The organism is Mycolicibacter hiberniae (assembly GCF_010729485.1).
GTDB lineage: Bacteria > Actinomycetota > Actinomycetes > Mycobacteriales > Mycobacteriaceae > Mycobacterium > Mycobacterium hiberniae.
Genome location: NZ_AP022609.1, coordinates 2,244,472 through 2,268,874, shown reverse-complemented (window position 1 = coordinate 2,268,874; position 24,403 = coordinate 2,244,472). Strand labels below are relative to the sequence as shown.

Annotated in this window: 25 protein-coding genes and 2 tRNA genes; 8 read left to right on the top strand and 19 right to left on the bottom strand. The window is 67.4% G+C overall.

Annotated elements, in window-relative coordinates:
* Nucleotides 1–128: 128 nt before the first annotated feature.
* Nucleotides 129–941 (bottom strand): outer membrane porin GjpA, encoded by an 813-nt coding sequence (gene gjpA / locus G6N14_RS10715; RefSeq protein WP_133054960.1) that lies wholly within the window; start codon nt 939–941, stop codon nt 129–131.
* Between the two features lie 683 nt (nt 942–1,624).
* Between gjpA and serA the strand changes: the two genes are divergently transcribed.
* Nucleotides 1,625–3,211 (top strand): phosphoglycerate dehydrogenase, encoded by a 1,587-nt coding sequence (serA, locus tag G6N14_RS10710; RefSeq protein ID WP_085137624.1) that lies wholly within the window; start codon nt 1,625–1,627, stop codon nt 3,209–3,211.
* Complete coding sequence (locus tag G6N14_RS10705; RefSeq protein WP_085137626.1) at nt 3,208–4,224, top strand: 3-isopropylmalate dehydrogenase; 1,017 nt, start codon at nt 3,208–3,210, stop codon at nt 4,222–4,224. The genes serA and G6N14_RS10705 overlap by 4 nt, the downstream gene beginning before the upstream one ends.
* Nucleotides 4,225–4,249: 25 nt before the next feature.
* On the opposite strand, the gene G6N14_RS10700 is transcribed toward G6N14_RS10705, so the two are convergent.
* The 11 genes from G6N14_RS10700 to G6N14_RS10650 all read right to left on the bottom strand — a co-directional run bounded on the left by G6N14_RS10700 (nt 4,250) and on the right by G6N14_RS10650 (nt 13,148).
* A complete protein-coding gene (locus G6N14_RS10700) occupies nt 4,250–4,921 on the bottom strand; it encodes a 3-oxoacid CoA-transferase subunit B (RefSeq protein ID WP_234809037.1) in 672 nt (223 codons plus the stop codon).
* Nucleotides 4,921–5,586: a 3-oxoacid CoA-transferase subunit A gene (locus G6N14_RS10695; protein WP_085137631.1), complete on the bottom strand. Its 666-nt coding sequence runs from the start codon at nt 5,584–5,586 to the stop codon at nt 4,921–4,923. The genes G6N14_RS10700 and G6N14_RS10695 overlap by 1 nt, the downstream gene beginning before the upstream one ends.
* Complete coding sequence (pcaDC, locus tag G6N14_RS10690) at nt 5,583–6,740, bottom strand: bifunctional 3-oxoadipate enol-lactonase/4-carboxymuconolactone decarboxylase PcaDC (protein ID WP_085137632.1); 1,158 nt, start codon at nt 6,738–6,740, stop codon at nt 5,583–5,585. The genes G6N14_RS10695 and pcaDC overlap by 4 nt, the downstream gene beginning before the upstream one ends.
* Nucleotides 6,737–7,939 (bottom strand): 3-carboxy-cis,cis-muconate cycloisomerase, encoded by a 1,203-nt coding sequence (gene pcaB, locus G6N14_RS10685; protein ID WP_085137634.1) that lies wholly within the window; start codon nt 7,937–7,939, stop codon nt 6,737–6,739. The genes pcaDC and pcaB overlap by 4 nt, the downstream gene beginning before the upstream one ends.
* Nucleotides 7,936–8,487, bottom strand: a complete 552-nt coding sequence (gene pcaG, locus G6N14_RS10680; protein ID WP_085137636.1) for a protocatechuate 3,4-dioxygenase subunit alpha — start codon at nt 8,485–8,487, stop codon at nt 7,936–7,938. The genes pcaB and pcaG overlap by 4 nt, the downstream gene beginning before the upstream one ends.
* On the bottom strand, nt 8,484–9,230 hold the full coding sequence (pcaH, locus tag G6N14_RS10675; protein WP_085137637.1) for a protocatechuate 3,4-dioxygenase subunit beta: 747 nt from the start codon (nt 9,228–9,230) through the stop codon (nt 8,484–8,486). The genes pcaG and pcaH overlap by 4 nt, the downstream gene beginning before the upstream one ends.
* A 66-nt stretch (nt 9,231–9,296) precedes the next feature.
* Nucleotides 9,297–10,022 carry a 3,4-dihydroxyphthalate decarboxylase gene (locus G6N14_RS10670; RefSeq protein WP_085137639.1) on the bottom strand — a complete coding sequence of 242 codons (726 nt, stop codon included), beginning with the start codon at nt 10,020–10,022 and terminating at the stop codon, nt 9,297–9,299.
* A 3-nt stretch (nt 10,023–10,025) separates the two neighbouring features.
* Entirely contained in the window at nt 10,026–10,835 is an 810-nt protein-coding gene (gene hcaB / locus G6N14_RS10665) for a 3-(cis-5,6-dihydroxycyclohexa-1,3-dien-1-yl)propanoate dehydrogenase (RefSeq protein ID WP_085137641.1), read from the bottom strand.
* A complete protein-coding gene (locus G6N14_RS10660; protein ID WP_179960827.1) occupies nt 10,832–11,092 on the bottom strand; it encodes a dihydrodiol dehydrogenase in 261 nt (86 codons plus the stop codon). The genes hcaB and G6N14_RS10660 overlap by 4 nt, the downstream gene beginning before the upstream one ends.
* Nucleotides 11,089–11,712, bottom strand: a complete 624-nt coding sequence (locus G6N14_RS10655; RefSeq protein ID WP_085137643.1) for a 3-phenylpropionate/cinnamic acid dioxygenase subunit beta — start codon at nt 11,710–11,712, stop codon at nt 11,089–11,091. Before G6N14_RS10655 ends, G6N14_RS10660 begins: the two co-directional genes overlap by 4 nt.
* On the bottom strand, nt 11,709–13,148 hold the full coding sequence (locus tag G6N14_RS10650; protein ID WP_085137645.1) for an aromatic ring-hydroxylating dioxygenase subunit alpha: 1,440 nt from the start codon (nt 13,146–13,148) through the stop codon (nt 11,709–11,711). Before G6N14_RS10650 ends, G6N14_RS10655 begins: the two co-directional genes overlap by 4 nt.
* A 244-nt stretch (nt 13,149–13,392) precedes the next feature.
* On the opposite strand from G6N14_RS10650, the gene G6N14_RS10645 reads away from it, so the two are divergent.
* On the top strand, nt 13,393–14,208 hold the full coding sequence (locus G6N14_RS10645; protein WP_085137647.1) for an IclR family transcriptional regulator: 816 nt from the start codon (nt 13,393–13,395) through the stop codon (nt 14,206–14,208).
* A 35-nt stretch (nt 14,209–14,243) separates the two neighbouring features.
* Here G6N14_RS10645 and thpD read toward each other — a convergent pair whose 3' ends face one another.
* The 5 genes from thpD to G6N14_RS10620 all read right to left on the bottom strand — a co-directional run bounded on the left by thpD (nt 14,244) and on the right by G6N14_RS10620 (nt 18,794).
* Complete coding sequence (gene thpD / locus G6N14_RS10640) at nt 14,244–15,134, bottom strand: ectoine hydroxylase (protein ID WP_085137649.1); 891 nt, start codon at nt 15,132–15,134, stop codon at nt 14,244–14,246.
* Complete coding sequence (locus G6N14_RS10635; RefSeq protein WP_085137651.1) at nt 15,131–15,538, bottom strand: ectoine synthase; 408 nt, start codon at nt 15,536–15,538, stop codon at nt 15,131–15,133. The genes thpD and G6N14_RS10635 overlap by 4 nt, the downstream gene beginning before the upstream one ends.
* On the bottom strand, nt 15,535–16,812 hold the full coding sequence (ectB, locus tag G6N14_RS10630; protein WP_085137653.1) for a diaminobutyrate--2-oxoglutarate transaminase: 1,278 nt from the start codon (nt 16,810–16,812) through the stop codon (nt 15,535–15,537). The genes G6N14_RS10635 and ectB overlap by 4 nt, the downstream gene beginning before the upstream one ends.
* 188 nt (nt 16,813–17,000) lie before the next feature.
* Nucleotides 17,001–17,510, bottom strand: a complete 510-nt coding sequence (ectA, locus tag G6N14_RS10625; RefSeq protein WP_085137665.1) for a diaminobutyrate acetyltransferase — start codon at nt 17,508–17,510, stop codon at nt 17,001–17,003.
* Nucleotides 17,511–17,537: 27 nt separating this feature from the next.
* Entirely contained in the window at nt 17,538–18,794 is a 1,257-nt protein-coding gene (locus G6N14_RS10620) for an MFS transporter (protein WP_085137667.1), read from the bottom strand.
* A 168-nt stretch (nt 18,795–18,962) separates the two neighbouring features.
* Here G6N14_RS10620 and G6N14_RS10615 point away from each other — a divergent pair, with 168 nt between their 5' ends.
* From G6N14_RS10615 to G6N14_RS10600, 4 genes are all read left to right on the top strand, one after another.
* On the top strand, nt 18,963–19,748 hold the full coding sequence (locus G6N14_RS10615) for a fumarylacetoacetate hydrolase family protein (protein ID WP_085130507.1): 786 nt from the start codon (nt 18,963–18,965) through the stop codon (nt 19,746–19,748).
* Entirely contained in the window at nt 19,748–21,220 is a 1,473-nt protein-coding gene (gene gltX, locus G6N14_RS10610; RefSeq protein ID WP_085137669.1) for a glutamate--tRNA ligase, read from the top strand. The genes G6N14_RS10615 and gltX overlap by 1 nt, the downstream gene beginning before the upstream one ends.
* Nucleotides 21,221–21,319: 99 nt before the next feature.
* A tRNA-Gln gene (locus tag G6N14_RS10605) sits at nt 21,320–21,391 on the top strand.
* 73 nt (nt 21,392–21,464) lie between these two features.
* Nucleotides 21,465–21,537 (top strand) — tRNA-Glu (locus tag G6N14_RS10600).
* 64 nt (nt 21,538–21,601) lie between these two features.
* On the opposite strand, the gene G6N14_RS10595 is transcribed toward G6N14_RS10600, so the two are convergent.
* Nucleotides 21,602–22,102 (bottom strand): PPOX class F420-dependent oxidoreductase, encoded by a 501-nt coding sequence (locus G6N14_RS10595; protein ID WP_085137671.1) that lies wholly within the window; start codon nt 22,100–22,102, stop codon nt 21,602–21,604.
* 98 nt (nt 22,103–22,200) lie between these two features.
* Nucleotides 22,201–22,902 (bottom strand): IclR family transcriptional regulator, encoded by a 702-nt coding sequence (locus G6N14_RS10590; protein WP_085137673.1) that lies wholly within the window; start codon nt 22,900–22,902, stop codon nt 22,201–22,203.
* A gap of 54 nt (nt 22,903–22,956) precedes the next feature.
* Here G6N14_RS10590 and leuC point away from each other — a divergent pair, with 54 nt between their 5' ends.
* The gene (leuC, locus tag G6N14_RS10585) at nt 22,957–24,375 is read left to right on the top strand and encodes a 3-isopropylmalate dehydratase large subunit (protein WP_085137874.1); all 1,419 of its coding nucleotides are present in this window, start codon (nt 22,957–22,959) and stop codon (nt 24,373–24,375) included.
* Nucleotides 24,376–24,403 lie beyond the last annotated feature (28 nt).

Genomic DNA, 24,403 nt, shown 5'->3' with positions numbered 1-24,403 from the left:
AGGGAACTGCGGAGGGTTGGTTGCCCGGCCGGGGTACGCGGCCTCCGGCCGTGTGCCCGCGTTGGTCCTCGGCGGGCGCCCACGAAGATCGTGATCTGCGCAGGCACCCGCCGAAGCGAACCGCTGAACTACTCGGCACCACCCAGATCGAGTGTCGCGATGATGACGTCCCACAGGTTCGTGAAGGCCGCCACGGGACCGACCGCTTCGCCAACGATGTCGCCAGAACCGTCGCCGGGGAAATGAAGGCTGATCGCATTCCAGATTGAACCGCCAATACCCAGATTCTCAGGGTTCCCCGGATCAAAATCTGCGGGGTCGCCGATCGTGACACCCTCAGTCAGTAGGCCGCCCAGCTCGAGACCAAGTCCGCTAAGAGCGCCGGGCGGGAAGAGTCCACTCTCGTCCACGAGGGGCAAGATCGCGGAGAGGTCCAACGTGGTGCCGTTAAGAAACGCATCGAAGACGTTTCCGGGTACCGCCAGCAAGTCTTGGAACGCCTGAGCGAAGTCGCCGTCAGACAGGCTGGCGAAGGCGATCTGGAGACTGTTGGCCAGTTCCACCCATGGGCCGAGCGCCGGACCCAGCGTTCCGAGCAACACTCCGCTGAGGGGTGAGGTGATGAAGTTGATCACCGAGAGCATCGGCTCATCGAGCGCGGGAGTTCCATCACCGTACGGCGGAATTCCGTTGAAGACGCTCCAGAGATAACCGTGGTTCAAGTCGGTGGTCCTAAACGCCGCCGGCTGGACTACATCGAAGTTCAGATCGCCAAGGAATGTGACGGCCTGGAAGACGTCCGCGATGGTGCTGGCACTGGCGCTCAGCGCGATTTCGGGCAACTGCGGAGCGGCTGCGTGAGAAGCTGGCGCTGCAGCGATGGCGCCGGCAGCGAGCATAGCGATGCCCACGCTCATGTGAGGGCGAAGGGCTGTCTGCACGTAATTTCCTTTCAGTCCATTCTAATAAAATCCTTGGTTAAAGCATGGTCGCACAATTTTCGACCCTGTCAAGTGATGCGCCGTTCGAGGCGGGCTTCCGGATGAGCGGGCGCGTAGATTTGGGGTGCGTCTGCCGCTGAGGCGTTGCGGCCCGAATTGTGAGCCGCCCAATTCTGGTGAACTGACTCGCGGTTGCGGTTTGGTTGCCAGAAAGGTTAATAAATGCAGCTTGACGCTGGTTCGGGGGCAGTGGGATTGCCCGTTCGGGTGTCTGACGGGCGGTCGATGCCGGGATGGTTAGAAGGGGTCGCAACGAGGCCTGTCTCTGTAGGGGAACGGTCCTTACAGGGTGAGCCGGGCGGGCGGCATTGATAGTTAGTAATGGTATGTGAGCCAAGTTCGGTTTCTCAGCCTAATCTTTCATCTGAGGCGGGGCTTCTCGGCGCTATGGGGGCGACGTGAGGCCGAAGGCCTCGGGCTGTAATCGGACGCGGTCCGAGAGAAGTCGGCTTCGAGTTTTTCCCGACGGAAGTTTGTCCGCCGGCCTCGTTGCTCCTATATCGGCGTGATCAAGGACCGCTCGGTGACGAGCCGATCCCGCGAACTGGCGCACCTCAACCACTGCTGGGCCTTCCGCACAAACCCGGACGAAGACGCCGAGCGCAGCACATTAGGCTGTCCGGGTGACTCTGCCTGTGGTTTTGATCGCTGACAAACTCGCCCAATCCACCGTCGCCGCCCTCGGCGACCAGGTCGAGGTTCGCTGGGTGGACGGCCCGGACCGGGAAAAGCTGCTGGCCGCGGTCCCGGAAGCGGATGCGCTGCTGGTGCGCTCGGCCACCACTGTGGATGCCGAGGTCCTGGCGGCCGGCACGAAGCTCAAGATCGTGGCGCGCGCCGGGGTCGGCCTGGACAACGTCGATGTCGAGGCCGCCACCGCTCGCGGGGTTTTGGTGGTCAACGCGCCGACGTCGAACATCCACAGCGCCGCCGAGCATGCGATCGCGCTGATGCTCGCCGCTGCCCGCGAGATCCCGGCCGCCGACGCCTCGTTGCACGCCAAGCAGTGGAAGCGGTCGTCGTTCTCCGGCACCGAGATCTTCGATCACACCGTCGGCGTGGTGGGCCTGGGGCGCATCGGGCAGTTGGTCGCCCAGCGGCTGGCCGCGTTCGGCGCCCACATCGTGGCCTATGACCCGTACGTGTCGGCGGCCCGCGCCGCCCAGCTCGGCATCGAACTGCTCAGCCTCGACGAACTGCTCGCCCGGGCAGACTTCATCTCGGTGCACCTGCCGAAAACCCCTGAGACGGCGGGCCTGATCGGCAAGGAAGCCCTCGCCAAGACCAAGCCGGGGGTGATCATCGTCAACGCCGCCCGCGGCGGGCTGATCGACGAACAGGCACTGGCCGATTCGATCACCAGCGGCCATGTCCGGGCCGCCGGGCTGGACGTGTTCGCCACCGAACCCTGCACCGATTCGCCGCTGTTTGACCTGTCTCAGGTGGTGGTGACTCCGCACCTGGGCGCCTCGACCGTCGAGGCGCAGGACCGGGCCGGCACCGACGTCGCCAAGAGCGTGAAGCTGGCGCTGGCGGGCGAATTCGTTCCCGACGCGGTCAACGTCGGCGGCGGCGCGGTCAGTGAGGAAGTCGCACCCTGGCTGGACCTGGTTCGCAAGCTGGGCCTGCTCGCCGGGGCGCTCTCCGACGGGCTTCCGGTCTCGCTGTCGGTACAGGTGCGCGGCGAGCTGGCCGCCGACGACGTCGGTGTGCTGCGACTGTCGGCTCTGCGCGGACTGTTCTCGGCCGTCATCGAAGACCCGGTGACGTTCGTCAACGCGCCGGCGCTGGCCGCCGAGCGCGGTGTGGACGCCGAGATCGGTACCGCCACCGAAAGTCCCAACCACCGCAGCGTCGTAGAGCTCCGGGCGGTCACCGCCGACGGATCGGCGGTCACCGTCGCCGGCACGTTGTCGGGCACCCAGCAGGTGGAGAAGATCGTCGAGATCAACGGCCGGCACTTCGACCTGCGGGCCCAGGGTGTCAACCTGATCATCAACTACACCGACCAGCCCGGCGCACTGGGCAAGATCGGGACGCTGCTGGGATCGGCCGGCATCAACATTCACGCCGCCCAGCTGTCCGAAGACGCCGAGGGCCCTGCGGCGACGGTGCTCTTGCGGGTGGACCGCCAGGTCCCCGCCGAGGTGCAGTCGGCGATCAGTGCAGCAGTCGGCGCCAACAAGATTGAAGAGGTAGACCTGTCATGAGCCTCAAACTTGCCGTCATTCCCGGCGACGGAATCGGCCCGGAGGTGATCGCCGAGGCGGTCAAGGTGCTCGACGCCGTGCTGCCCGGTACCGAGAAGACCGAATACGACTTGGGTGCCCGGCGTTACCACGCCACCGGGGAGATTCTCCCGGATTCCGTACTCGAGGAGATCCGCGGCCACGACGTGATCCTGCTCGGCGCGATCGGTGACCCGTCGGTGCCGTCGGGGGTCCTGGAGCGCGGCCTGCTGCTGCACGCGCGCTTCGCACTGGATCACCACGTCAACCTGCGTCCCAGCCGGCTGTACCCCGGCGTCGACAGCCCCCTGGCCGACCCGCCGGAGATCGACTTCCTGGTGGTGCGCGAAGGCACCGAGGGGCCCTATACCGGCAACGGCGGGGCGCTGCGGGTAGGCACCGCGCACGAGGTCGCCACCGAGGTCAGTGTCAACACCGCGTTCGGGGTGGCCCGGGTGGTCCGCTTCGCCTTCGAGAAGGCCCGCGCCCGGCGCAGGCATCTGACCTTGGTGCACAAGAACAACGTGCTGGCCTACGCGGGGTCGCTGTGGACCCGGACGGTGGCCGAGATCGGTAAGGAATACCCCGACGTCGAGACCGCCTACACCCACGTCGACGCGGCCACGATCTATATGGTCACCGACCCGGGCAGGTTCGACGTGATCGTCAGCGACAACCTGTTCGGTGACATCATCACCGACCTCGCGGGTGCCGTGTGCGGGGGAATCGGTCTGGCGGCCAGCGGCAACATCGACGCCACCGGCGTCAACCCGTCGATGTTCGAGCCGGTGCACGGCAGCGCGCCCGACATCGCCGGCCAGGGCATCGCCGACCCGACCGCGGCGGTCATGTCGGTGGCCATGCTGCTGGGCCACATCGGCGAGAACGATGCCGCCGCTCGGGTCGACGCCGCCGTCGCGAAGCACCTGGCCACCCGCGGCGGGCAGAAGCTGTCCACCGCGGCCACCGGAGAGCGGATTCTGGGCCTGCTCTAGGGCACCGGCGCATCTGTGCCGGGCCTCAGAGGTCGACGGGCAGGCGCGCCGCGAGCTCGGCGACCGTGGTGCCGAAGGTCTCCCGTACCCGCAGCCTGCCTGCGGCAGTGTCGATGTCGATGACGGCGTACTCGGTGTAAACCCTGCTGACGCAGCGCAGGCCGGTCAGCGGGTAGGTGCACGACTCGACCAGTTTGGCGGCACCGTCCTTGGTGAACAGGTCCATCATCACGAACACGTTCTTGGCTCCGATCGCCAGGTCCATGGCGCCGCCGACGGCGGGAATCGCGCCCGGCTCCCCGGTGTGCCAGTTGGCCAAGTCGCCGCATCGACTGACCTGTAACGCGCCCAGTACGCACACGTCGAGGTGGCCGCCGCGCATCATCGCGAAGGAGTCGGCGTGATGGAAGTAAGCGGCACCGGGCAACTCGGTGACCGGGATCTTGCCGGCATTGGTCAGGTCGGCATCGATGTCGCCATCCCGCGCCGCGGGCCCCATGCCCAGCATCCCGTTCTCGGTGTGCAGGATGACCGCGTCCTCGGGTGACAGGTGATCGGCCACCAGCGTCGGTTGACCGATACCCAGATTGACGTAGGAGCCGGCGGGGATGTCCCGGGCGATGACGGCGGCGAGTTCGTCGCGGGTCAGGGGACCGCGGCTCAGGTGCTCGATCGGCTGAGCCTGTTTTGGCGTCACTATCGCGTCTCCACGATCCGGTCGACGTAGATCCCCGGCGTCACAACCTTTTCAGGATCCAGCTGCCCGGTGTCGACGACGCGGGACACCTCGGCGACCGTCAGCGTGGCGGCGGTGGCCATCACCGGTCCGAAGTTGCGGGCGGTCTTGCGGTAGACCAGATTTCCGGCGCGATCGGCGATATGGGCACGGATCAGTGCGACATCGCCGTGGATGGGGTATTCCAGCGCGTAATCGCGGCCGTTGATGGTCCGGATCTCCTTGCCCTCGGTGAGCAGCGTGCCGACACCGGTGGGGCAGTAGAACGCCCCGATGCCCGCACCGGCGGCGCGTACACGTTCGGCCAGGTTGCCCTGCGGTACCAGCTCCAGGGCGATCTTGCCGGCCCGATACAAGCGATCGAACACATAGGAATCAGATTGGCGCGGAAACGAACAGATGACTTTGCGGACGCGGCCGGCGGCCAGCAGCGCCGCCAGCCCGGCGTCGCCGTTGCCCGCGTTGTTGCTGACGATGGTCAGATCGCCGGCGCCCTGGGCGATCAGGGCGTCGATCAGGACGGTGGGCATGCCCGCCATCCCGAAACCACCCACCAGGATGGTTGCGCCGTCGGCGATTCCAGACAGCGCCTCGGCTGCGGACTGGCAGATCACGGTGCGGCTCACCGGGGATCCTCCGGGTCGTCGTGGTCGGCGAGTACCTGCGCGGCGATGCGGAAGGCGGTGTTGGCATCGGGCACGCCGCAGTAGACGGCGGTCTGCAACAACACCTCCTTGATCTCGTCGTTGCTCAGACCGTTGCGCCGTGCCGCACGCAGATGCATCGCCAGCTCCTCGTGGTGGCCGCGAGCCACCAGGGCCGTCAGGGTGACGATCGAGCGGCTGCGCCGGTCGAGGCCGTCACGGGTCCAGATGCTGCCCCACGCGTAACGGGTGATCAGCTCCTGAAAATCGGCGGTGAGGCCGGTGCTGCCCGCGATGGCGCGGTCGACGTGCTCGTCGCCGAGCACGCTTCGGCGCACCGACATGCCGGCGGCGTACACCGGGTCCCGCACCGTCAGATGCTCGCGAATCAGGTTCGCCGTCGCGTCGGGGGCTTCGGCGGGTGCCAGGTGGCCGACGTCGTCGAGCACCACCAGGCGACCGTGGCTGACTCCGGAGGCGATGCGGCGCAGCGATTCCGGGGGAGTGGCAGCATCGGCGGAGCCGGCGACGGCCAGCACCGGCGTAGCAATGCGGTCGAGTAGTGCGGTGACGTCGAATTCGGCCAGCGCCTCACATGCCTGGGCATACGATTCGTTGTCGGTGACAAGCAGCGCATCCACCAACGCGGCGACCAGTTCGGGTTGCCGATCGATGAACCCGGGGGCGAACCAGCGTTGCACGCACGCGTCGACGACTGCGGTGGTGCCCGATGCGCGGACCGTGGCCGCGCGCACGGCCCAGTCTTCCGGTCGCCCGATGGCGGCCCCGGTGCACAGCAGTGTCGCGCTCGACAGTCGCTCGGGGGCGTCGAGTGCCAGCTGCAGACCGACCGCGCCGCCGATGGAGTTACCCGCATAGTGAAACGCGGCCCGGGGCGCGATCTCATCGGCGAGGGCGAGCACGCCTGCCGCCAGGTCCGGCATCCGGAACGGTGCGGCCGGGCTGCGCCCGTGGCCGGGCAGGTCCCAGCCGACGACGCGCAGGTTCTCGGTGAGCCGTTCAGCGGCCGAGCTCCACAGCGCGGCCGCCGAGGTGCCAAGCGACGGCCCGAGCAGGAGCAGTTCTGCGTCGCGGGGTCCGCCGAAGTCGGTGGCGGCCAAGCGCGGCGCGGTCATGTTGCCTCCCCAAGGTGCTGGCGTGCGCGTCGTAGTGCGGTATCGATGAGATGGTTTGCGGCTCCGGTGTAGTCGTCGCCGGAGGTACGCCCGGTCAAGTCGGTCATCGTCCGCTGCTCCCCGAACAGGTCACCGGCAGCGGCCAGGTTCGTCGCGGCGCGATCGGTGTCTATGACCAGCCCGGTGAGCAGTTCGGTTGTCTGGAGTGCCGCGGCGACGGTGCGGCGCGACAAGGTCCGCAGCAGCGCCCACTCGGCATGCCAGCCGCCGTCGGAGCGCTCGTCGATACTGGCTGCTGAGGCGGCGTGCAGCCCGGCGGCCAGTGCTGGGGCGGTCAATCCGGTGCGGCGGATCAGGATGGACAGCACTGGATTGCTCTTGTGTGGCATCGTCGACGAGCCGCCGCCGCGGCCCTCGGCCAGTTCGCCGATCTCGGGTCTGCTGCCGGTGGCAGCGTCGTTGGCGATGTGTGACCACGCATCGCAACAGGTCACCAGTGCATCGCCCACCCGGGTGATGACCGACCGGGTGGTGTGCCAGGGCGGACTGTCGGCGAGCCCCAGGGCTGCGGCCAGTCGCCCGGACAGGGCCAGTGCCCCGGCGGGTGAGCCGGCCAGCTCGGTGGCGGCGGCCATCGTTCCCGCGGCGCCGCCGGCCTGCACCGCAAGTGCCGGCAGGGCGGCCAGGCAGTCGGCGCCGTCCAGAACACCGGTAAGCCAGTGGGCGAACTTCACGCCGGCGGTGCTGGGCAGGGCCGCCTGCGTCAGGGTCCGGGCGAGCATCGGGCGGTCGCGATGGGCTTCGGCCAGTTCGGCCAGGAGGCGTACCTGTGCGGTGAGTTCGCCGCCGACACGGTCCAGTGCGTCGCGCAGGCAGAGCATCAGCGCGGTGTCGAGGACGTCCTGGCTGGTCAACCCGCGGTGCAGCCAGCGGCCCGGTTCGCCGCCGCAGCTGCGCCGCAGCAGGTCGACGAGCGGGGGAACCGGGTTGCCGGTCGCTTCGGCGGCGACGGCGAGGCCCTCGGCGTCGGCGGGCGAGATCGCCGTGGTCAGGTCGGCCCGTGCCGAGGCCGGTGCGATGCCGGCCTCGACAAGCACGCTCAGCCAAGCATTCTCGACCCGGACCATTGCCGCCAGAAACGCCGCGTCACTGAAGGTCTGCCCTGCCCGGTGGTCGCCGGGCCACAACAAGTCGGTCACGGCTGCCCCCGGTAGGCCAGGAACACCGTCTCGTCGGCGCCTTGCATCCTGATGTCGAACCGGAAGCCGTGTTCGTCGGGCACCGCGACCAGTGTCCGCCGTCGTTCGGCCGGTAGCGAATTCAGCAGCGGATCGGCCTCGAGCCGATCGCCGGGCAGATAGGCCCGGGTGAACAGCCGGTTCAACAGTCCGCGCGCGAACAGCGTGACGGCGATGAACGGGGCGCAGCCGTGGGCCGCTCCAGGGGCGACGGTGGTGAAGCGGTAATGACCGTCGGCATCGGTCTCGGTGCGTCCCCAACCGGTGAAGCTCGGGCCGCCACGGTGAAGCGAACCGCACGACCTCGACACGGTGCCGTCTGCGTCGGCCTGCCAGATCTCCAGCAGCGCATCGGGAACCGGAGCTCCGGCGCCGTCGGTGACGGTGCCGTGCAGCGTGATGGCACCCGGCGAGCCCGGTGCCACCAGTTCGTGGCCGCGGTCGAAGGGCAGCGCGAAGCCGAAGAAGGGACCGATGGTCTGCCCCGGGGTGGCCGTCAGCCTGCTCATCGCGGTTCCTCGAAAGGTGTTGTGACCGGGCCGGTGAGCACGATGTCCCAGCGGTAGCCGGTGGCCCATTCGGGACTGGAGACCTCATGGTCGTAAGCCGCGACCAGCCGGTCGCGGGCCCTCGGGTCGGTGATCGACTGATAGATCGGATCCAGCGCCAGCAGGGGGTCGCCGGGGAAGTACATCTGGGTGATCATCCGTTGGGTGAAATCGCTGCCGAACAGCGAGAAATGGATATGGGCAGGACGCCACGCGTTGTGGTGGTTGCGCCAGGGATACGGACCGGGCTTGATCGTGGTGAACCGGTAGAACCCGGCGTCGTCGGTGAGGCACCGCCCGGCCCCGGTGAAATGGGGATCCAGCGGTGCGGGATGCTGATCGCCCTGGTGGATGTAGCGGCCACTGGCGTTGGCCTGCCATATCTCGACGAGTTGCCGGCGCACCGGCCTGCCGTCGCCGTCGAGGATCCGTCCGGTCACCACCGTTCGCTCACCGATCGGGTCGCCGGCATGCTGGGCCGTCAGGTCGGCGTCCAGCGGATCCACCTCAGTATCGCCGAAGCACGGAGCCTGTAGTTCGACGGCATCTGGATCCGCCAGGTGCAGAGCGTTTTTGGGGTGGCGCAGCATGCTGCTTCGGTAAGGCGGATAGTCCAGTCTCGGCTGGCTTTCGGCAACGCCGGCGCGCGAGTACTCGGCCTGGATCGCCGCAATCTCCGCGCTGATCTGCGCCTGACCGGTCATAGCCACACGCTATCGGCAGCGGCGCGCGGAATGAAGGATCGACGAGGAATACCCATGGCTGTGCGCTCAGCCGGCTTCCAGCCGGGCGACTTCATGGCGCCAGGCAGCGTCGGTTGTGAACGACGGTCCGAGGTCGGGCAGGTGCGCCCAGTCCGATTCGTCGATCGGCGTACACGTGCCGCCGGCCGAACGTATCCGCAGCGCCATGGACGCCAACTGGTCGAGGCTTATCGCCTGCAGAACGGCCTGTGCCACGGTGGCGGCGGCACTGGTGATGCCATGACCGCGGCAGATCACCACCGGCTTCCCCGCCATGGCGGCCACCATCTCCTTGCCCAGTGCCGCGGTGTGGATCAGTACGGCCCTGGGGTATACCGGGACGCCCCGGCGCGCGAGCCACGCGCCGGGGATGTCGTAGGCGCCGTAGATGGGCTCGATCGTGATACCGGCGAGGTCGACGGCCACCACGGCCGGCGGGTGCAGATGCGCCACGGCGTGGTGTTCGGGATGTGCCCGCAGCGTCTCGACGTGGATCGGCAACTCGTTGGGTGGCCGATACCCGTCCAATTCCCCGGCGGCGCCCGGCGTTCCGTCGAAACGGATGAGCCGAATGTCGTCGGGACGGGTGAACGCCACACCCCGGTCGGAATCGCTGCGGCACCGGATCAGGAGGTGATCGTCATCGACCCGGGCACTGATGTGCCCGAGAATTCCGTCGACCAGGCCGCGCGACGCGGCCACTCGGCAGGCCTGGGCGATCTCCGCTCGCGCTGCTGCCAGATCTGCGCTCATGGGTCAGCCTCTCGGGGACGGTTGTGCGCCACCCATGCCGAACCCGCCGTCGGGGTGGATGCTTCCGGAGGTTATGCCGCGGGATCTCTCGGATGCCAGGAAGACGAAGCTCCAGGCATGGTCCTGCGGCGTGAGGGCGACGTGCAGCGGGGTGCGAGCCGCCAGATCACGCGCCCGATCCGGGGTGTCGTCCAAGCGGACATGATCCAGCGACAGGTTGTGCAGACCGCGCAAGTCGGTGTTCAGAGTCCCTCCAGGGGCGACACCGTTGACACGGATATGCGGGGCGAGTTCGTAGGCGAGGCTTGTGACCAAGCCGCGGACGGCGAACTTCGATGCGACGTAGAGGACGCCGCCGCGTCCCGCGTAGTACGACGACGCGGACTCGGTCAGCAGGATGGACGAACCCTCCTGGGCTTGTAGCGCCGGAACGGCGGCCTTCACCGACTGCAGGTGGCTCAGCACGTTTGTGGTGAACATCTCCTCGAACGCCGGCGCCAGTTCCTGGGGCGCGATGTCGGTGATGCCCTTGTAGAAGTCGAAGATCCCCACGCAGTTCACCAGAGTGTCCAGGCCGCCGAAGGCCGCCACGGCGGCTGCGACGGCCCGTTCATTGGCCTGTGCCGTCGCCGCGTCGCCCTGCGTCACGGTGACTTGCGGCAGTTGGTTCTCCAGCGCCGCGCATTTGGCCGGGTCGCGCTCCAATACCGCGACCCGGGCTCCTTCTTCGAGATAGGCGTCGACAACCGCACGGCCGATACCTGAGCCGGCGCCGACGACAAGCGCCCGTTTGCCCTCCAGCCAACGCGTCACGGCAGGTCGCTGTCGTCGGTGAGCAGTGGTTGTTGCAGGTTGCCGACCATCGCGGCCAGTGTGTAGTCGTTCTGCCAGGTCAATGCCTCGACTTCCAGAGCGTCGAGACTGATCCAGCGTCCCGACTTGGCAGCGGTGATGAGCAGCCTGGAACCGTTGCGGGTGTCGACCCGGCGCAGCGTCACTTCGGTGAATTCGTTGGCGATGCTTATGGGCTCACCCACCGCACCGGCCAGTAGGTCGTCGAGTGCGCTCACAGGAACACCGCCAGGTTCTGCATGCGCAGGACGGACTCATCGACATAGATGGTGCGACGCGCCAACTTCCAGCCCTGATCGGTCAGGCGCAGCAGGTCTTCCCTTCCGCAGGACACCAGCGCGGCTTCGTTCACATCGCCGCGGCTGCGGAAGAGCAGCTCGGCGGACTCGACGATCAGATGTGCGTCGTCGTCGCAGGCGAACGTCCGGACGTTGGTGATGTGGTGGCGCAGCCGTGACGGAGGGTCTTCGGTCCACGCGTGCTCGGTGGCAAAGCGCGCGACGCGCCTGCTCAACGAGTATTTGTTCTCGTCGAAATGGGCCATGCCGGGGGAGGTGTCGAAACCCGCACCCGCGGCCGTGGTCACCCGGACGGGCATGAAGTAGTGGATGTCCTCGGTGAGGGTGTCGAGCCATTCGGAGTACTGCTGTGCATCCAGCAGGTAGGCCTCGTCGATCAGGAACTGATGCGCCTGCAGGTGCCGGGAATCGTTGAACGGCAAGGGCCTTCCCACGCGAACGTTCGTCGGCGCATGATCTCCCAGTACCGCCAACTCCCAGGGTGCGCTGGCATCCGGCCGGGGGAGCCGGCCGCCCCGGTCTTGCTCAGTGGCCGTCATAGCTGGGCCTCCTTCACGCTCGCCTCGCATCGCGGTGTGCCGTTGGTCTGTACCAGGGGGGTAATCGACTCGCGGTGCGTGCCCATGGCTGCCGGAGTCGTCGCCACCGGGGGCAGCTCAAGGTGATCGGCCCACATCCGAAGGATCGCCCGCTGGTTGTTCTCGTTGTAGCCGACCTGAGCGGTGCCGGGACCGTGGAATCGCTCCGGCGGCAACGCATCCACGACCGGGGTGTCGTCGGCGAGCAGACCCATCCGGCCGTTGAGCAGCAGTTGACGGGCCATCGATCCGCCGGCGGTATTGGTCAGCGAGACCCAGTTCTCCACATCGTCCTGCTCGAACATGCCTGTGGAGCCGAAGCACATCAGATAGGCCTTGTAGGAGTCCTTCTTGAACTGCTCGGGGGCTGCCGCGTCCACGGCGAACCACGAGTACACCTCGGTTTCGTTCTCGCTGACCGGCTGCCAGGTGCGAATCGAAATGAATGGCAAGACGTCTTCGCTGTCTTGAATCTTGGGCCAGTTGTGCACCAGGCTCATGTTGGGAAAGCACGAGGCCGCCGAGATCATGAAACCGTCGTCGCTGACCAGGCGCTGGTGGTCGGGCGACCACACGTCCTTGATCCGCTCCACCATCTCGTCGGGGTAGCCGACGTAGCGCATCCGCTCCTCAAAGGTGCCCGGCGGCAGCTTGTAGGTCGTTCCGCCGCCGCAGGTAGCCCAGTACGTGGCTCCGTCTTTGCGCTTCTGCGCCTTGGGTTCCCGGAACAATCCGATGTCGACCACTGAGGCGTGGGTGTGCGGTGTGTGATACATGTCCCCGGCGAAATTCTCCACGCCGATCTTCCAGTTCGCCTTGATGCGCCACCGTTGCGGGCCGTGCACCTGCAAGCCGGCTCGGCTTTGCCGGGTGTAGAAGTCCAGATAGAAGGCGAAGTCGCCGAGGAACTCCGTAAGGGGAGGGGCCTGCGGGTCCAGGCTGATGAAGATCAGACCGTTGTAGCTGGCCAGATTCGGTGCCGGCAAGAGGGTTTGACCCCTTTTCGAAAAGCCCGCCTCGCCGCCGTAGGCCTCCTGATGGAAGGGCAGGCCGGTGATTCGGCCGTCGTTGCGGTACGACCACCCGTGGTAGGGGCACCGGAAGTTCGAGGCGTTGCCCATCTCTGCGCGGCAGATCTGCATCCCGCGGTGCAGGCACATGTTGAACATGGCCCGCACGTCGCCTTTCGCGTCCCGCGCGATGATGAACGAGTCGTTGAGCAGGCGGCGCACCACGTAGTCGCCGTTCTGCGGGATCTCCGATTCATGCGCCACGAACATCCAGGCCCGGCGAAAGAGCCGCTCCTTTTCGAGTTCGAAGATCTCGGCGTCGTTGTAGATATGTGCCGGGATCATTCCCCGCCTGACCTCGTCGAGGACGTGCCGGTGATCACTCATCGATTGCGACTCCAGTCTTTCAGGGCCCACGGTGTCTGTTCTGCAGAAAACGATGCCTCGGTGTGGACCAACCTTGCCAGGCAGGCCCAGTGCAGGTCAACAGCACTGCAACAACGACCGGTATAACGCTCTGAACTGGTTTTGATGGCGGGCAGCGGGCGGCTGCGACCAGCCTGCGCGCCGGGTGCGGCTGACCCGCGTCAGCTGCGCCCATGCGTCGCGATGGTGGCGTAGGGTTTCTGGTATGCAGAGCAAGTCCTCGTTTCCCGCCGAGTCAGCGGCCGGCCGGGTGGGCGCCGAAGGGGAAGTGCCGCAATATCCCATCGGATCGGTGGACCGGGCGCTGAAGCTCATCCTGCTGCTGGGCGAGCAGCCGCAGATCCGGCTGACCGACGCGGCGAGGCACCTGGACGTCGCATCCTCGACGGCTCACCGGTTGCTGGCCATGCTGCAGTACCGGGGGTTCGTCCGCCAGGATCCGGTGTCCAAGGCCTATCACCCCGGGCCCGCACTGATGAGCGTTGCGTTTTCGGTGTTCAACCGGATCGACATCGAGGGTGCGGCAAAGCCGGTGCTGGCGCGCCTCAGCGAACGCCTGAGGGAATCGGTCCATCTGGGCATGCTCGAGGGTGCCAACGTGCGGTTCATCGCCGCGGCCGAGGGGCCGACTGCGGTTCGGGTGGCATCACGACACGGCCGCGCGATGCCGGCGCATTGCACCTCGACGGGTAAGGCCCTGCTGGCGCGGCTGTCCGACGCCGACTTCCTCCGGCTGTACCCCGATGAGCAGCTCCCGCGCCTCACGGCCCATTCCGTGGGCACCCGCACCGAGCTGCAGCGCGAGCTCGACCGGGTACGACAGCAGGGATACGCGGTGAACCGCGAGGGCAGCGAGGACGGTGTCGCCTCCGTGGCGGTGGGGATCGCGGCCAGGGCGCCCGGTGTGCTCCTGGCGCTGAACGCCGCTGCGCCCATTCACCGACTGAGCGCTGCGCAGTACGACGGGGTGGCCGATGTGCTGATCGAGGCGGCCACCGAGATCGGTGCCCGGATCGGTTGACCGAGCGTCGGCGCGGCCGTCGGGGATTGGCTGCGCTAAACCGGGTGAAACACGCGGCTGGCGATGAAGGTCGGTCGAGCAACGGTGGCGCCGAACGGCCCCACGAGGGCGTTGTCCACGCTGTTGTAGACGATGAACACGTTCGAGCGTGCATACGGGGTGATGTTGCTGCTCGACCCGTGCATGCAGTTGCTGTCGAAGAACACCGCAGAGCCGGCAGGGCCGGTGATCTGCCGGATGCCGCACCGATCGGCCAACCAGCTCAGGCTCGCGTCGTCGGGCGTGCCGATCTGTTGCTCGGTGAGAGACGAGCGGTAGTGGTCCGGTGGCGTGCGACCCGGGCAGGAGACGAACCAGCGGTGTGAGCCGGGCATGATCATCAGCGACCCATTGGTGTCCCGGTTCTCGGTGAGGGCCACCGAGACGCTGACGGCGCGGGGAGCCGGCATACCGTCTTCGGCGTGCCAGGTCTCAAAGTCAGAGTGCCAATAGAACTCTCGGCCGTTGAAGCCCGGCTTGAAGTTGACTCGGCTCTGGTGCACGTAGACATCGGAGCCGAGCAGCTGGCGGGCCGGACCCACCAGGCGCGGATCGGCGACCAGCGCCGCGAAGGCCGGGCTGATCCGGTGCACCTCGAAGATCGACCGGATCTGGGCGCTGTCGCGTTCGCAGATCGAACGCTCGTCGGCGGCCAGGGCGGGGTCGGCGCGCAGGCGGTCCAGTTCGTCGCGCAGGTCGGTCACGATCTCGGGGCTCAGCAGGGGGGTGACGGTCAAGAACCCGTCAGTGTCGAACTGCTCGACCGCGGCCGGGCTCAGCGGACCGCCGTTGGTACCGGGTGCCCATACCACCGGGTCGCGGCGGGGCTCGATGCCGATCGCGACGTTGTTGCGGGTGGGATAGCGGTCGGTGACGGCGGTCGTCACGACGCAGTCTCGTGGGGCTGTTCGGCGAGCAGGGGGTAGGCGCCGTTCGCGTCGTGCACCTCCTGGCCGGTCACCGGCGGGTCGAAAACGCACACCATGCGCAGGTCGGTGTGGGCCGTCACCCGGTGGCGCTCGTGGCCGTCGAGCAGATACAGGGTGCCGTCGCTCAACGGGTGCACCTCGCCGGTCTCGTCGTTGAGCAGCTCGCCTTCCCCGCCGACGCAGTACACCGCCTCGACATGGTTGGCGTACCACATCGAGGTTTCGGTACCGGCGTAGAGACAGGTCTCGTGCAGGGAGAACCGCTGGCCGTCACGCGCCAGCAGCAGTCGCTGGCTGTTCCAGGTCTTGGACGCGACATCCCGGTCGGTGCCCTTGATCTCGGCGAGGGTACGGACGATCATCGGCTGGCTCCTGACGTGGTGGCGGTGAGTTCACGGGCGGCGACGGTTTCGATCGACGCAGCGGTGATCAGCAGTCCTTCGGCCAGGTCGTCGTCATTGATGACCAACGGCGGCATGAGTTTTACGACTTCGCCGTCCGGGCCGGAGGTCTCCAGCAGCAGGCCGCGTCCGAACGCCTCGCGGCACACCGCGCCGGCCAGCTCCGGGCGTTCGAAGGCCACCCCGCGGATCAGGCCGCGGCCCCGGACGGTTGCCCCGGGGATCGGATCCACCACGTCGCGCAATGCCTGCTCGACCAGTTCGCCCTTGTGCAGCACGGATTTCTCCAAACGATCGTCCGTCCAGAAGTTCAGCGCCACTGCGGCCGTGACGAACGACGGGTTCTGGCCGCGGAAGGTGCCGTTGTGCTCGCCGGGCTCCCAGACGTCCAGTTCCGGCTTCAGCAGCGTCAGCGCCATGGGCAGCCCGTAGCCGCTGATGGATTTCGAGAGGCAGACGATGTCGGGGACGATCCCGGCCGCCTCGAAACTGAAGAACGGTCCGGTGCGCCCGCAACCCATCTGGACGTCGTCGACGATCAGCAACAGGTCATGGCGCCGGCACAATTCGGAAAGGCCGCGCAGCCATTCCAGGCGCGCCACGTTGATTCCGCCCTCGCCCTGGACCGTCTCGACGATCACCCCCGCGGGCTCGTTGAGACCGCTGCCGCTGTCCTCGAGTAGGCGCTCGAACCACAAGAAGTCGGGGACCACGCCGTCGAGATAGTTGTCGTAGGGCATCGGGGTGGCGTGCACCAGCGGAATGCCCGCCCCGCCGCGCTTCATCGAATTGCCGGTGACGCTCAGCGAGCCCAGGGTCATGCCGTGGAAGGCGTTGGTGAAGCTGATAATGCTCTCCCGGCCGGTGACCTTGCGCACCAGTTTCAGAGCCGACTCCACCGCGTTGGTTCCGGTCGGCCCGGGAAACTGGACTTTGTAGTCCAGCTCGCGTGGCTTGAGGATCACCTCGTCGAAGCGCCTGAGGAATTCGGCCTTGGCCGTGGTGTTCATGTCCAGGCTGTGCACCACCCGATCCGAACTCAGGTATTCCAGCAGTGGAGCCCGCAGATCGGGGTGGTTGTGGCCGTAGTTGAGCGCACCGGCGCCGGCGAAGAAATCCAGGTACTGCCTGCCCTCGGCATCCCACATCCGAGAGCCGCTGGCGCGGTCGAACGTCACCGGCCATGACCGGCAGTAACTGCGCACCTCGGACTCGAGCGCATCAAAAATCGTCATAGTTCCCCCGTCCGTCGGTCGCTGACAACGGAACGGAACGACAGGTCGCCATCACACTCGTGCCGTGGGTGATTCTCGGCTCGACCCACCACCCCGTTCGGATCCCCCCGCCTGCCTCTCCCGGGGCCCACGGTTATGTGTTCGTGACCTTACCGAGACCAATTTGTTATCTCAACCCCGGTCGCGCCTCACAGGCGTCGTGGTTGTACCCGAAGCGGTCCGATGCGAAACAGTTCTTCTGCCAGATGGGATTCGGCGAACAAACCCGCTTCGAACAGCTCGGAACACGCCAGCGGCGCGTCCCACCGGCGCGCGAAGGCCGCGAACAGCCGCCGGCTGGCGGCGTTATCGGGTGTGATCGAGGTCTCAACATGCGTAACGCCCGCGGCGACGTGCCTGGAAGCGAGGTGATCGAGCATCAGGCCGGCCAGTCCGACTCCGCGGTGCGCGGCGTCGACCGCCACCTGCCAGATCATCAGGACCTCCGGATGCGTGGGGCGCCGATACCCGGTTACGAAACCGCCCGGGTGCCCCTCGACCTCGGCGATCACCGACGTGGCCGCGAAATCGCGGCACCACAGCAGGTAGGCGTAGGGGGCATTGACGTCGAGAGTCGCGCTGTCGACGGCCATCCGCCATAGGCTCGGGCCGTCGGCCACGGTCGGTGTCCGAAGCCGGACACGATCCGTATCGGTCATCGTTTCGACGGTACTGGGCGGCCGGCCTCAGGGCGCGGCAGGCGGGCTGGGCGGTGGCGCCGGCGGCATCCGCAGGGTGCGCAGCGCCTCCAGCGGTGAGCGACCTTCGGGTTCGGCTTTCACCGGGACCAACCGCAGTGCGGCCAGCGGAAACAGTCCGCACAGAGCGAACGACAGCGGGTAGCCGACGGCGCCGATCAATGCGCCGAAAATCGGGGGAGCGATCCCGGCGGTCAGCCGCTGGGTGGTGTTCTGGATGCCCAGCGCGCGCCCGCTCCAGTACGGTCCCGCCATCTCGGCCACCGCGGTAGAGGCCAATCCGTTGTCCAGCACGGTGATCACCGCCGCGACCACCATCGCGGCTTCGGCAAGCCGGGAGTGCAGGTGATCGGTGGCCCCCAGAGCCAGCATCGCGACCGCTCCGGCGACGGCGAGGCCGCGGATCGGGCGCAACCGCGACCCCACGCGGTCTGACCACCGGCCGGCAGCCACCCGGCCTGCCGCGCCGAGCAGCTGCGACACCGTCACCAGCCCAGCCGCGGCGGCGATCGACCAGTGGGTGTCCACTATCAGCCACACCAACATGAAAGTGGCGAGCACACACTGCGGCACCATCAGCAGCGCTGAGGACAAGTGGATGCGCCACAACACCTTCGAATTGCGGTATGGGCTGGCGAGTTCCGCGCCGGAGGCCGCCGACCGCGGCCTGCGCGGCGGATCGACCACGCCGATCACACACGCCACCGCTGCCACCGCGGTCAACGTCGCCGGGAACATCAGTGCCCGCGCCAGCCCGTGCTCAGCCAACTCGGGGATCACCTCGGCCCCCAGCGCGATTCCCAGGGGCTGTGCGGTCTGGCGGATGCCCATCACCAGTCCGCGCTGGTGCGGCGGAAACCAGCCCGTCACCAACCGGCCGCTGGCGCTGTTGGCGCTGGCGGCGGCCATACCACCCAGAAAGAGGAAGGCGCCGACACCGATCAGCGAGTGCGTCGAGGCGGCCGCGAACGCGGCCAGAGCCGTCAGGGCCGAACCGACACTCAACACGATGCGCTCGCCGACTCGGTCCAGCAGAGCGCCCCACGCGAACAGCGTCAAGACCATGCCGAAACTGGGCATCGACGCCAGCAGGCCGGCCATCGCCAGGTTGGTCTCGCCCTTGGTCTCCAGCATCGGGATGACGAAGGCGATGCCGTTGATGAAGACGAACGAGCACAACGTCGCCAGCAGGGCGACGACCATCACCGACCAGCGAGCGGCTGTGCCGATCGACTCGGTGGACATCCGACCATGCTTCCACAGGCCCGCCCGACAGGACGGGCAAAGCTGGGCGGGTTGATGGCGGCTCGCTTCGCCCGGCTCCGCCGCGCTTGCGGTCGGCTTGGGCTGGGTTGATGGCGACCCGCTTCGCCCGGCTCCGCCGCGCTTGCGGTCGCCATTAGGCTTGCTGGAATGCGCCTAGGCCGAATTGCCAGCCCGGACGGCGTCGCCTTCGTCAGCCTTGAAGGGGACCCCGACCGGCCACACGAGATGACCGCCCGCGAGATCGCCGAGCACCCCTTCGGCACACCGGAGTTCACCGGCCGCTCCTGGCCGCTGGCGGACGTGCGGCTGCTGGCGCCGATTCTGGCCAGCAAGGTGGTCTGCATCGGCAAGAACTACGCCGCCCACATCACCGAAATGGGTGGTGCCCCACCGGCCAACCCGGTGATGTTCCTCAAGCCCAACACCGCGATCATCGGACCCAACGTGCCGATTCAGCTGCCCGCCAACGCTTCCCCGGTCCACTACGAAGGTGAGCTGGCCGTGGTCATCTCACGTCCCTGCAAGGACGTTCCGGCCGCGCGAGCCCGCGACAACATCTTGGGCTACACCATCGGCAACGACGTGTCGGCGCGTGACCAGCAGCAGTCTGACGGGCAATGGACCCGGGCCAAAGGCCACGACACCTTCTGCCCGATCGGGCCGTGGATCGTCACCGACCTCGACCCGGCTGACCTGGCCATTCGCACCGAGGTCAACGGGGTGGTCAAGCAGGACAGCCGGACATCGCTGATGATGCACGACGTGGGCGCCATCGTGGAATGGGTCTCCGCGGTGATGACGCTGCTGCCCGGCGACATCATCCTTACCGGCACCCCCGAAGGTGTCGGCCCCATCGAGCACGGTGACACCGTGTCCATCGCCGTTGAAGGCATCGGCACCCTGTCCAATCCGGTTATCCGCAAAGGAAAGTAGTGACCACATCTGGTGTTCGTGTCCGGTTCTGCCCCTCGCCGACCGGCACTCCGCACGTCGGGCTGATCCGTACCGCCCTGTTCAACTGGGCCTACGCCCGCCATACCGGCGGCACCATGGTGTTCCGGGTGGAGGACACCGACGCCGAGCGCGACAGCGAGGAGAGCTACCTGGCGTTGCTCGACGCACTGCGCTGGCTGCACCTCGACTGGGACGAGGGCCCCGAGGTGGGCGGACCCTACGGGCCGTACCGGCAGTCCGAGCGCACCGATATCCACCGTGACGTGGTGGCGCGGTTGCTGGCGGCGGGGGAGGCCTACGAGGCGTTCTCCACGCCGGAGGAGGTCGAGGCCCGTCACCGCGCCGCCGGGCGCAACCCCAAGCTGGGTTACGACAACTTCGACCGGGACCTGACCGCCGACCAGCGGGCGGCGTACGTCGCCGAGGGTCGCAAGCCCGTGGTGCGACTGCGGATGCCCGACACCGAGCTGGGCTGGACGGACCTGGTGCGCGGGCCGACGGTCTTTCCGGCCGGCACCGTGCCCGACTTCGCGCTGACCCGGGCCAACGGCGACCCGCTGTACACGTTGGTCAACCCGGTCGACGACGCCATGATGAAGATCACCCACGTGCTGCGCGGCGAGGACCTGTTGCCGTCCACCCCGCGGCAGATCGCGCTGTATCAGGCGTTGATGCGTATCGGTGTGGCTGAGGGGATTCCGGAATTCGGGCACCTGCCAACCGTTTTAGGCGAGGGCACCAAGAAGCTGTCCAAACGTGACCCGCAGTCGAATCTCTTCGCGCACCGGGACCGGGGGTTCATCCCCGAGGGTCTGTTGAACTACCTGGCGCTGCTGGGCTGGTCCATCGCCGATGACCGTGATGTGTTCAGCATGGAGGAGATGGTGGCCGCGTTCGACGTGGTGAACGTCAACTCCAACCCGGCCCGGTTCGACCAGAAGAAGGCCGATGCGATCAACGCCGAGCACATCCGGCTGCTCGACCTGGACGACTTCACAGCCCGGCTGCGCGGATATCTGGATGCCCACGGGCACGACAGCGGCCTGGACGACGCCGGCTTTGCGGTGGCCGCCGGCTTGGTGCAGACCCGCATCGTGGTGCTCGGCGACGCCTGGCCGCTGTTGAAGTTCTTCAACGACGAGCACTACGAGCTGGAGCCGCGTGCCGCCGCCAAGGAGCTGGGCCCGGAATCGGCCCCGGTGCTCGACGCTGCCATCGCCGCTCTGGAGGCCGTGCAGGACTGGACCACCGCCTCCATCGAGGAATCGCTGAAGGCGGCGCTGCTGGACGGACTGGGCCTCAAACCGCGCAAGGCGTTCGGTCCGGTCCGGGTCGCCGTCTCCGGTGGTCTGGTCAGCCCGCCGCTGTTCGAGTCGCTGGAATTGCTGGGCTCGCGACGCAGCTTGGAGCGGTTGCGAACCGCCCGGGCGGGGGTAGGGGAAGCGCGATGACAACTTCGGCGTAGAAGTTTGGTAGTCTGCTCGTCGGCCCAAGAACGTCAGGCCAGCAGTGCCCGCCAGGCACGCTGACCAGCGGTGATGGCCGGCCAATGGGGTATGGTGTAATTGGCAACACAGCTGATTCTGGTTCAGCCATTCTAGGTTCGAGTCCTGGTACCCCAGCAAAAGCGGTCCGCTGCAAGCGATTAGGCGGGCCGTTGGGGTTGAGCTATGCTGGCAACCCGGAAATGTTCTAGCCCCCGTCGTCTAGCGGCCTAGGACGCCGCCCTCTCACGGCGGTAGCGTGGGTTCGAATCCCATCGGGGGTACATCGCAAAGGGCCCGCACCTTCTCGAAGGTGCGGGCCCTTTTCCCGTGTCTGGCGAGTTGTCGTCAGTCGTCGGTGGCTGCAGTGGTTCCACCCAGCGGCATCGCCGGCAGGCCGAGCTTGCGGTGATCCCAAGAGCGGGTGCGCGAAGTGACGATGCGCACAGCCACCCGGTTGTTCATCATGGCCTCGACGGCCGGCTTCATCTCCTCGGAGTAGGGCCCGGTGTAGCGCTCCCAGACGCTGACGCCCACCCGGAACAGGATTTCCGGGTCGTCGACGATCTCCGCCACGCCGTCGAAGGCCACCCCGCGCAGCGTGTCGTACGTCTCGCCGGCCTCCAGCAGGAAGGTGACCCGCGGATCGCGGCGCATGTTCACCGCCTTCTGCGACTTCGCCTTGGTTTCGAGCCAGATCTCGCCGTCGAGCACGGCGTACCACATCGCCGTCAGGTGAGGCCGACCGTCGGGGCCGATGGTGGCCAGTGTGCCGGTGCGGTGGTTGGTGACGAAGTCGGCGACCTCGGTGTCGGTCATGACGATCTGTGCGCGCTGTTTGGTTCCCATGTCTGCAGTCTGTCAGGCAGACCGGATGCCCCGGCGCGCAGACGCGAGTCAACCGGCGTGCCGCCGGTGTGCGGGCAGTCCGGCGCCCGCGCCGCGATCTACAGTCGCTCGGTGAGCGCGTCGGCGGCAGCGAGCAGGTCGGCGGCCCAGCGTGCCCCCGGGCGTCGGCCCATCCGGTCGATCGGGCCCGAGACCGAGACGGCAGCCACCACCGCGCCGCGGCGATCGCGTACCGGCGCCGACACACTGGCCACCCCCGGCTCTCGTTCGGCGACGCTCTGCGCCCAGCCCCGCCGGCGGATCTCCGCCAGGGTGCGACTGGTGAACGCCGCCTTCGACAGCATGTCCTGCTGCATCGTGGGCTCGGCATAGGCCAACAGCACTTTGGCCCCCGAACCGGCGGTCATCGGCAGCCGGGAACCGATCGGAACGGTGTCGCGCAGCCCGGCAGGCGGTTCCAGCGCCGCGACGCAGACCCGTTCGGCGCCCTCTCGGCGGTACAACTGCACGCTCTCCCCGGTGATCTCCCGCAGCCGGGGCAGGACCGCCGCGCCGGCCGTTCGGAGCGGATCGTCGGCGTGGACCGCCAGTTCGCTGACGGCGGGACCGATCTGCCAGCGCCCCTCGGTGTCGCGCCCGAGCAGTCGGTGGGTTTCCAGCCCTGCGGCCAGCCGGTGCGCGGTGGCGCGGGGCAGGCCGGTGCGGTCGCACAGTTCGGCCAGTCCGCATGGCGATTCGGCGATCGAGTGCAGTACCGCCAGTGCTTTGTCCAGAACGCCGATGCCGCTATGCTGTCCCATATAGAGATACTAGCGTCTCAAAATATGAGATGGACAGATTGAGGGATGGCAGTGATGTTCAAGACCGAGCAGCCTCGCACCCTGGCCGAAAAGGTCTGGGCAGACCACGTCGTGGTATCCGGTGGTGGGACTGAACCCGACCTGATCTACATCGATCTGCACCTGGTGCACGAAGTGACCAGCCCGCAGGCCTTCGAGGGGCTGCGGCTGGCCGGCCGGCCGGTCCGGCGCCCGGATCTGACCATCGCCACCGAGGACCACAACGTGCCCACGGTGGACATCGACAAGCCGATCGCCGACCCGGTGTCGCGGACCCAGGTCGAGACGCTGCGGAGCAACTGTGCTGAGTTCGGCATCCGTTTGCACCCCATGGGCGATATCGATCAGGGGATCGTGCACATCATCGGCCCGCAACTGGGGCTCACCCAGCCGGGCACGACGGTGGTCTGCGGCGACAGTCACACCTCCACGCACGGCGCATTCGGGGCGCTGGCGATGGGCATCGGCACGTCCGAGGTTGAACACGTGCTGGCTACCCAGACGCTGCCGCTGCGTCCGTTCAAGACGATGGCGGTCAACGTCGACGGGCAGCTCGCCGACGGTGTGACGGCCAAGGACATCATCTTGGCGGTGATCGCCCAGATCGGCACCGGCGGCGGCCAGGGCTACGTCATCGAGTACCGCGGCAGCGCCATCGAAGCACTGTCGATGGAGGCCCGGATGACGATCTGCAACATGAGCATTGAGGCCGGCGCTCGGGCCGGAATGGTCGCTCCCGACGAGACCACTTACGAGTATCTGCGAGGCAAGCCGCACGCGCCCACCGGTGCGGATTGGGACGCCGCGGTGGCCTACTGGAGCAGCCTGCGCACCGACCCCGGTGCCACGTTCGACGCTGAGGTCCACCTGGACGCCGCTGCGCTGACACCGTTCGTCACGTGGGGCACCAACCCCGGCCAGGGCGTCCCACTGGGCGCCGAAGTACCCGACCCCGAGTCGATCACCGACGAGGCGGAGCGGCGCGCCGCCGAGAAGGCGTTGGCCTACATGGATCTTGCACCGGGCACGCCGATGCGCGACATCCCGGTCGACACCGTCTTCGTCGGATCGTGCACCAACGGCCGTATCGAGGACCTGCGTGCGGTTGCCGATGTGCTGCGAGGACGCCAGGTCGCCGACGGGGTGCGCATGCTCGTGGTGCCGGGCTCGATGCGCGTGCGCAATCAAGCCGAAGCAGAAGGCCTGGCCGAGGTTTTCACCGCGGCGGGTGCCGAGTGGCGCCAACCCGGATGTTCGATGTGTCTGGGGATGAACCCGGATCAGCTGTCACCCGGTCAGCGCTCGGCGTCGACGTCCAACCGCAATTTCGAGGGCCGGCAGGGCAAGGGTGGACGCACCCATCTGGTTTCCCCGGCTGTAGCCGCCGCCACCGCTGTCCGCGGCAGGCTGTCGGCCCCCGCCGACTTGAACTGACCGCCACGGCCTTTTAAAGGAGCCTAGT

Excerpts from the sequence above, each read along its gene's own strand:
- pcaG (WP_085137636.1), bottom strand. The coding sequence starts at position 8,487 with ATGAGCAGGCTGACGGCCACCCCGGGGCAGACCATCGGTCCCTTCTTC.
- G6N14_RS10705 (WP_085137626.1), top strand. The coding sequence starts at position 3,208 with ATGAGCCTCAAACTTGCCGTCATTCCCGGCGACGGAATCGGCCCGGAG.
- ectA (WP_085137665.1), bottom strand. The coding sequence starts at position 17,510 with ATGACCGATACGGATCGTGTCCGGCTTCGGACACCGACCGTGGCCGAC.
- pcaH (WP_085137637.1), bottom strand. The coding sequence starts at position 9,230 with ATGACCGGTCAGGCGCAGATCAGCGCGGAGATTGCGGCGATCCAGGCC.
- pcaDC (WP_085137632.1), bottom strand. The coding sequence starts at position 6,740 with ATGACCGCGCCGCGCTTGGCCGCCACCGACTTCGGCGGACCCCGCGAC.
- G6N14_RS10635 (WP_085137651.1), bottom strand. The coding sequence starts at position 15,538 with ATGATCGTCCGTACCCTCGCCGAGATCAAGGGCACCGACCGGGATGTC.
- G6N14_RS10670 (WP_085137639.1), bottom strand. The coding sequence starts at position 10,022 with ATGAGCGCAGATCTGGCAGCAGCGCGAGCGGAGATCGCCCAGGCCTGC.
- G6N14_RS10620 (WP_085137667.1), bottom strand. The coding sequence starts at position 18,794 with ATGTCCACCGAGTCGATCGGCACAGCCGCTCGCTGGTCGGTGATGGTC.
- G6N14_RS10645 (WP_085137647.1), top strand. The coding sequence starts at position 13,393 with ATGCAGAGCAAGTCCTCGTTTCCCGCCGAGTCAGCGGCCGGCCGGGTG.
- G6N14_RS10650 (WP_085137645.1), bottom strand. The coding sequence starts at position 13,148 with ATGAGTGATCACCGGCACGTCCTCGACGAGGTCAGGCGGGGAATGATC.
- G6N14_RS10590 (WP_085137673.1), bottom strand. The coding sequence starts at position 22,902 with ATGGGACAGCATAGCGGCATCGGCGTTCTGGACAAAGCACTGGCGGTA.
- ectB (WP_085137653.1), bottom strand. The coding sequence starts at position 16,812 with ATGACGATTTTTGATGCGCTCGAGTCCGAGGTGCGCAGTTACTGCCGG.
- G6N14_RS10655 (WP_085137643.1), bottom strand. The coding sequence starts at position 11,712 with ATGACGGCCACTGAGCAAGACCGGGGCGGCCGGCTCCCCCGGCCGGAT.
- G6N14_RS10615 (WP_085130507.1), top strand. The coding sequence starts at position 18,963 with ATGCGCCTAGGCCGAATTGCCAGCCCGGACGGCGTCGCCTTCGTCAGC.
- leuC (WP_085137874.1), top strand. The coding sequence starts at position 22,957 with ATGTTCAAGACCGAGCAGCCTCGCACCCTGGCCGAAAAGGTCTGGGCA.
- G6N14_RS10595 (WP_085137671.1), bottom strand. The coding sequence starts at position 22,102 with ATGGGAACCAAACAGCGCGCACAGATCGTCATGACCGACACCGAGGTC.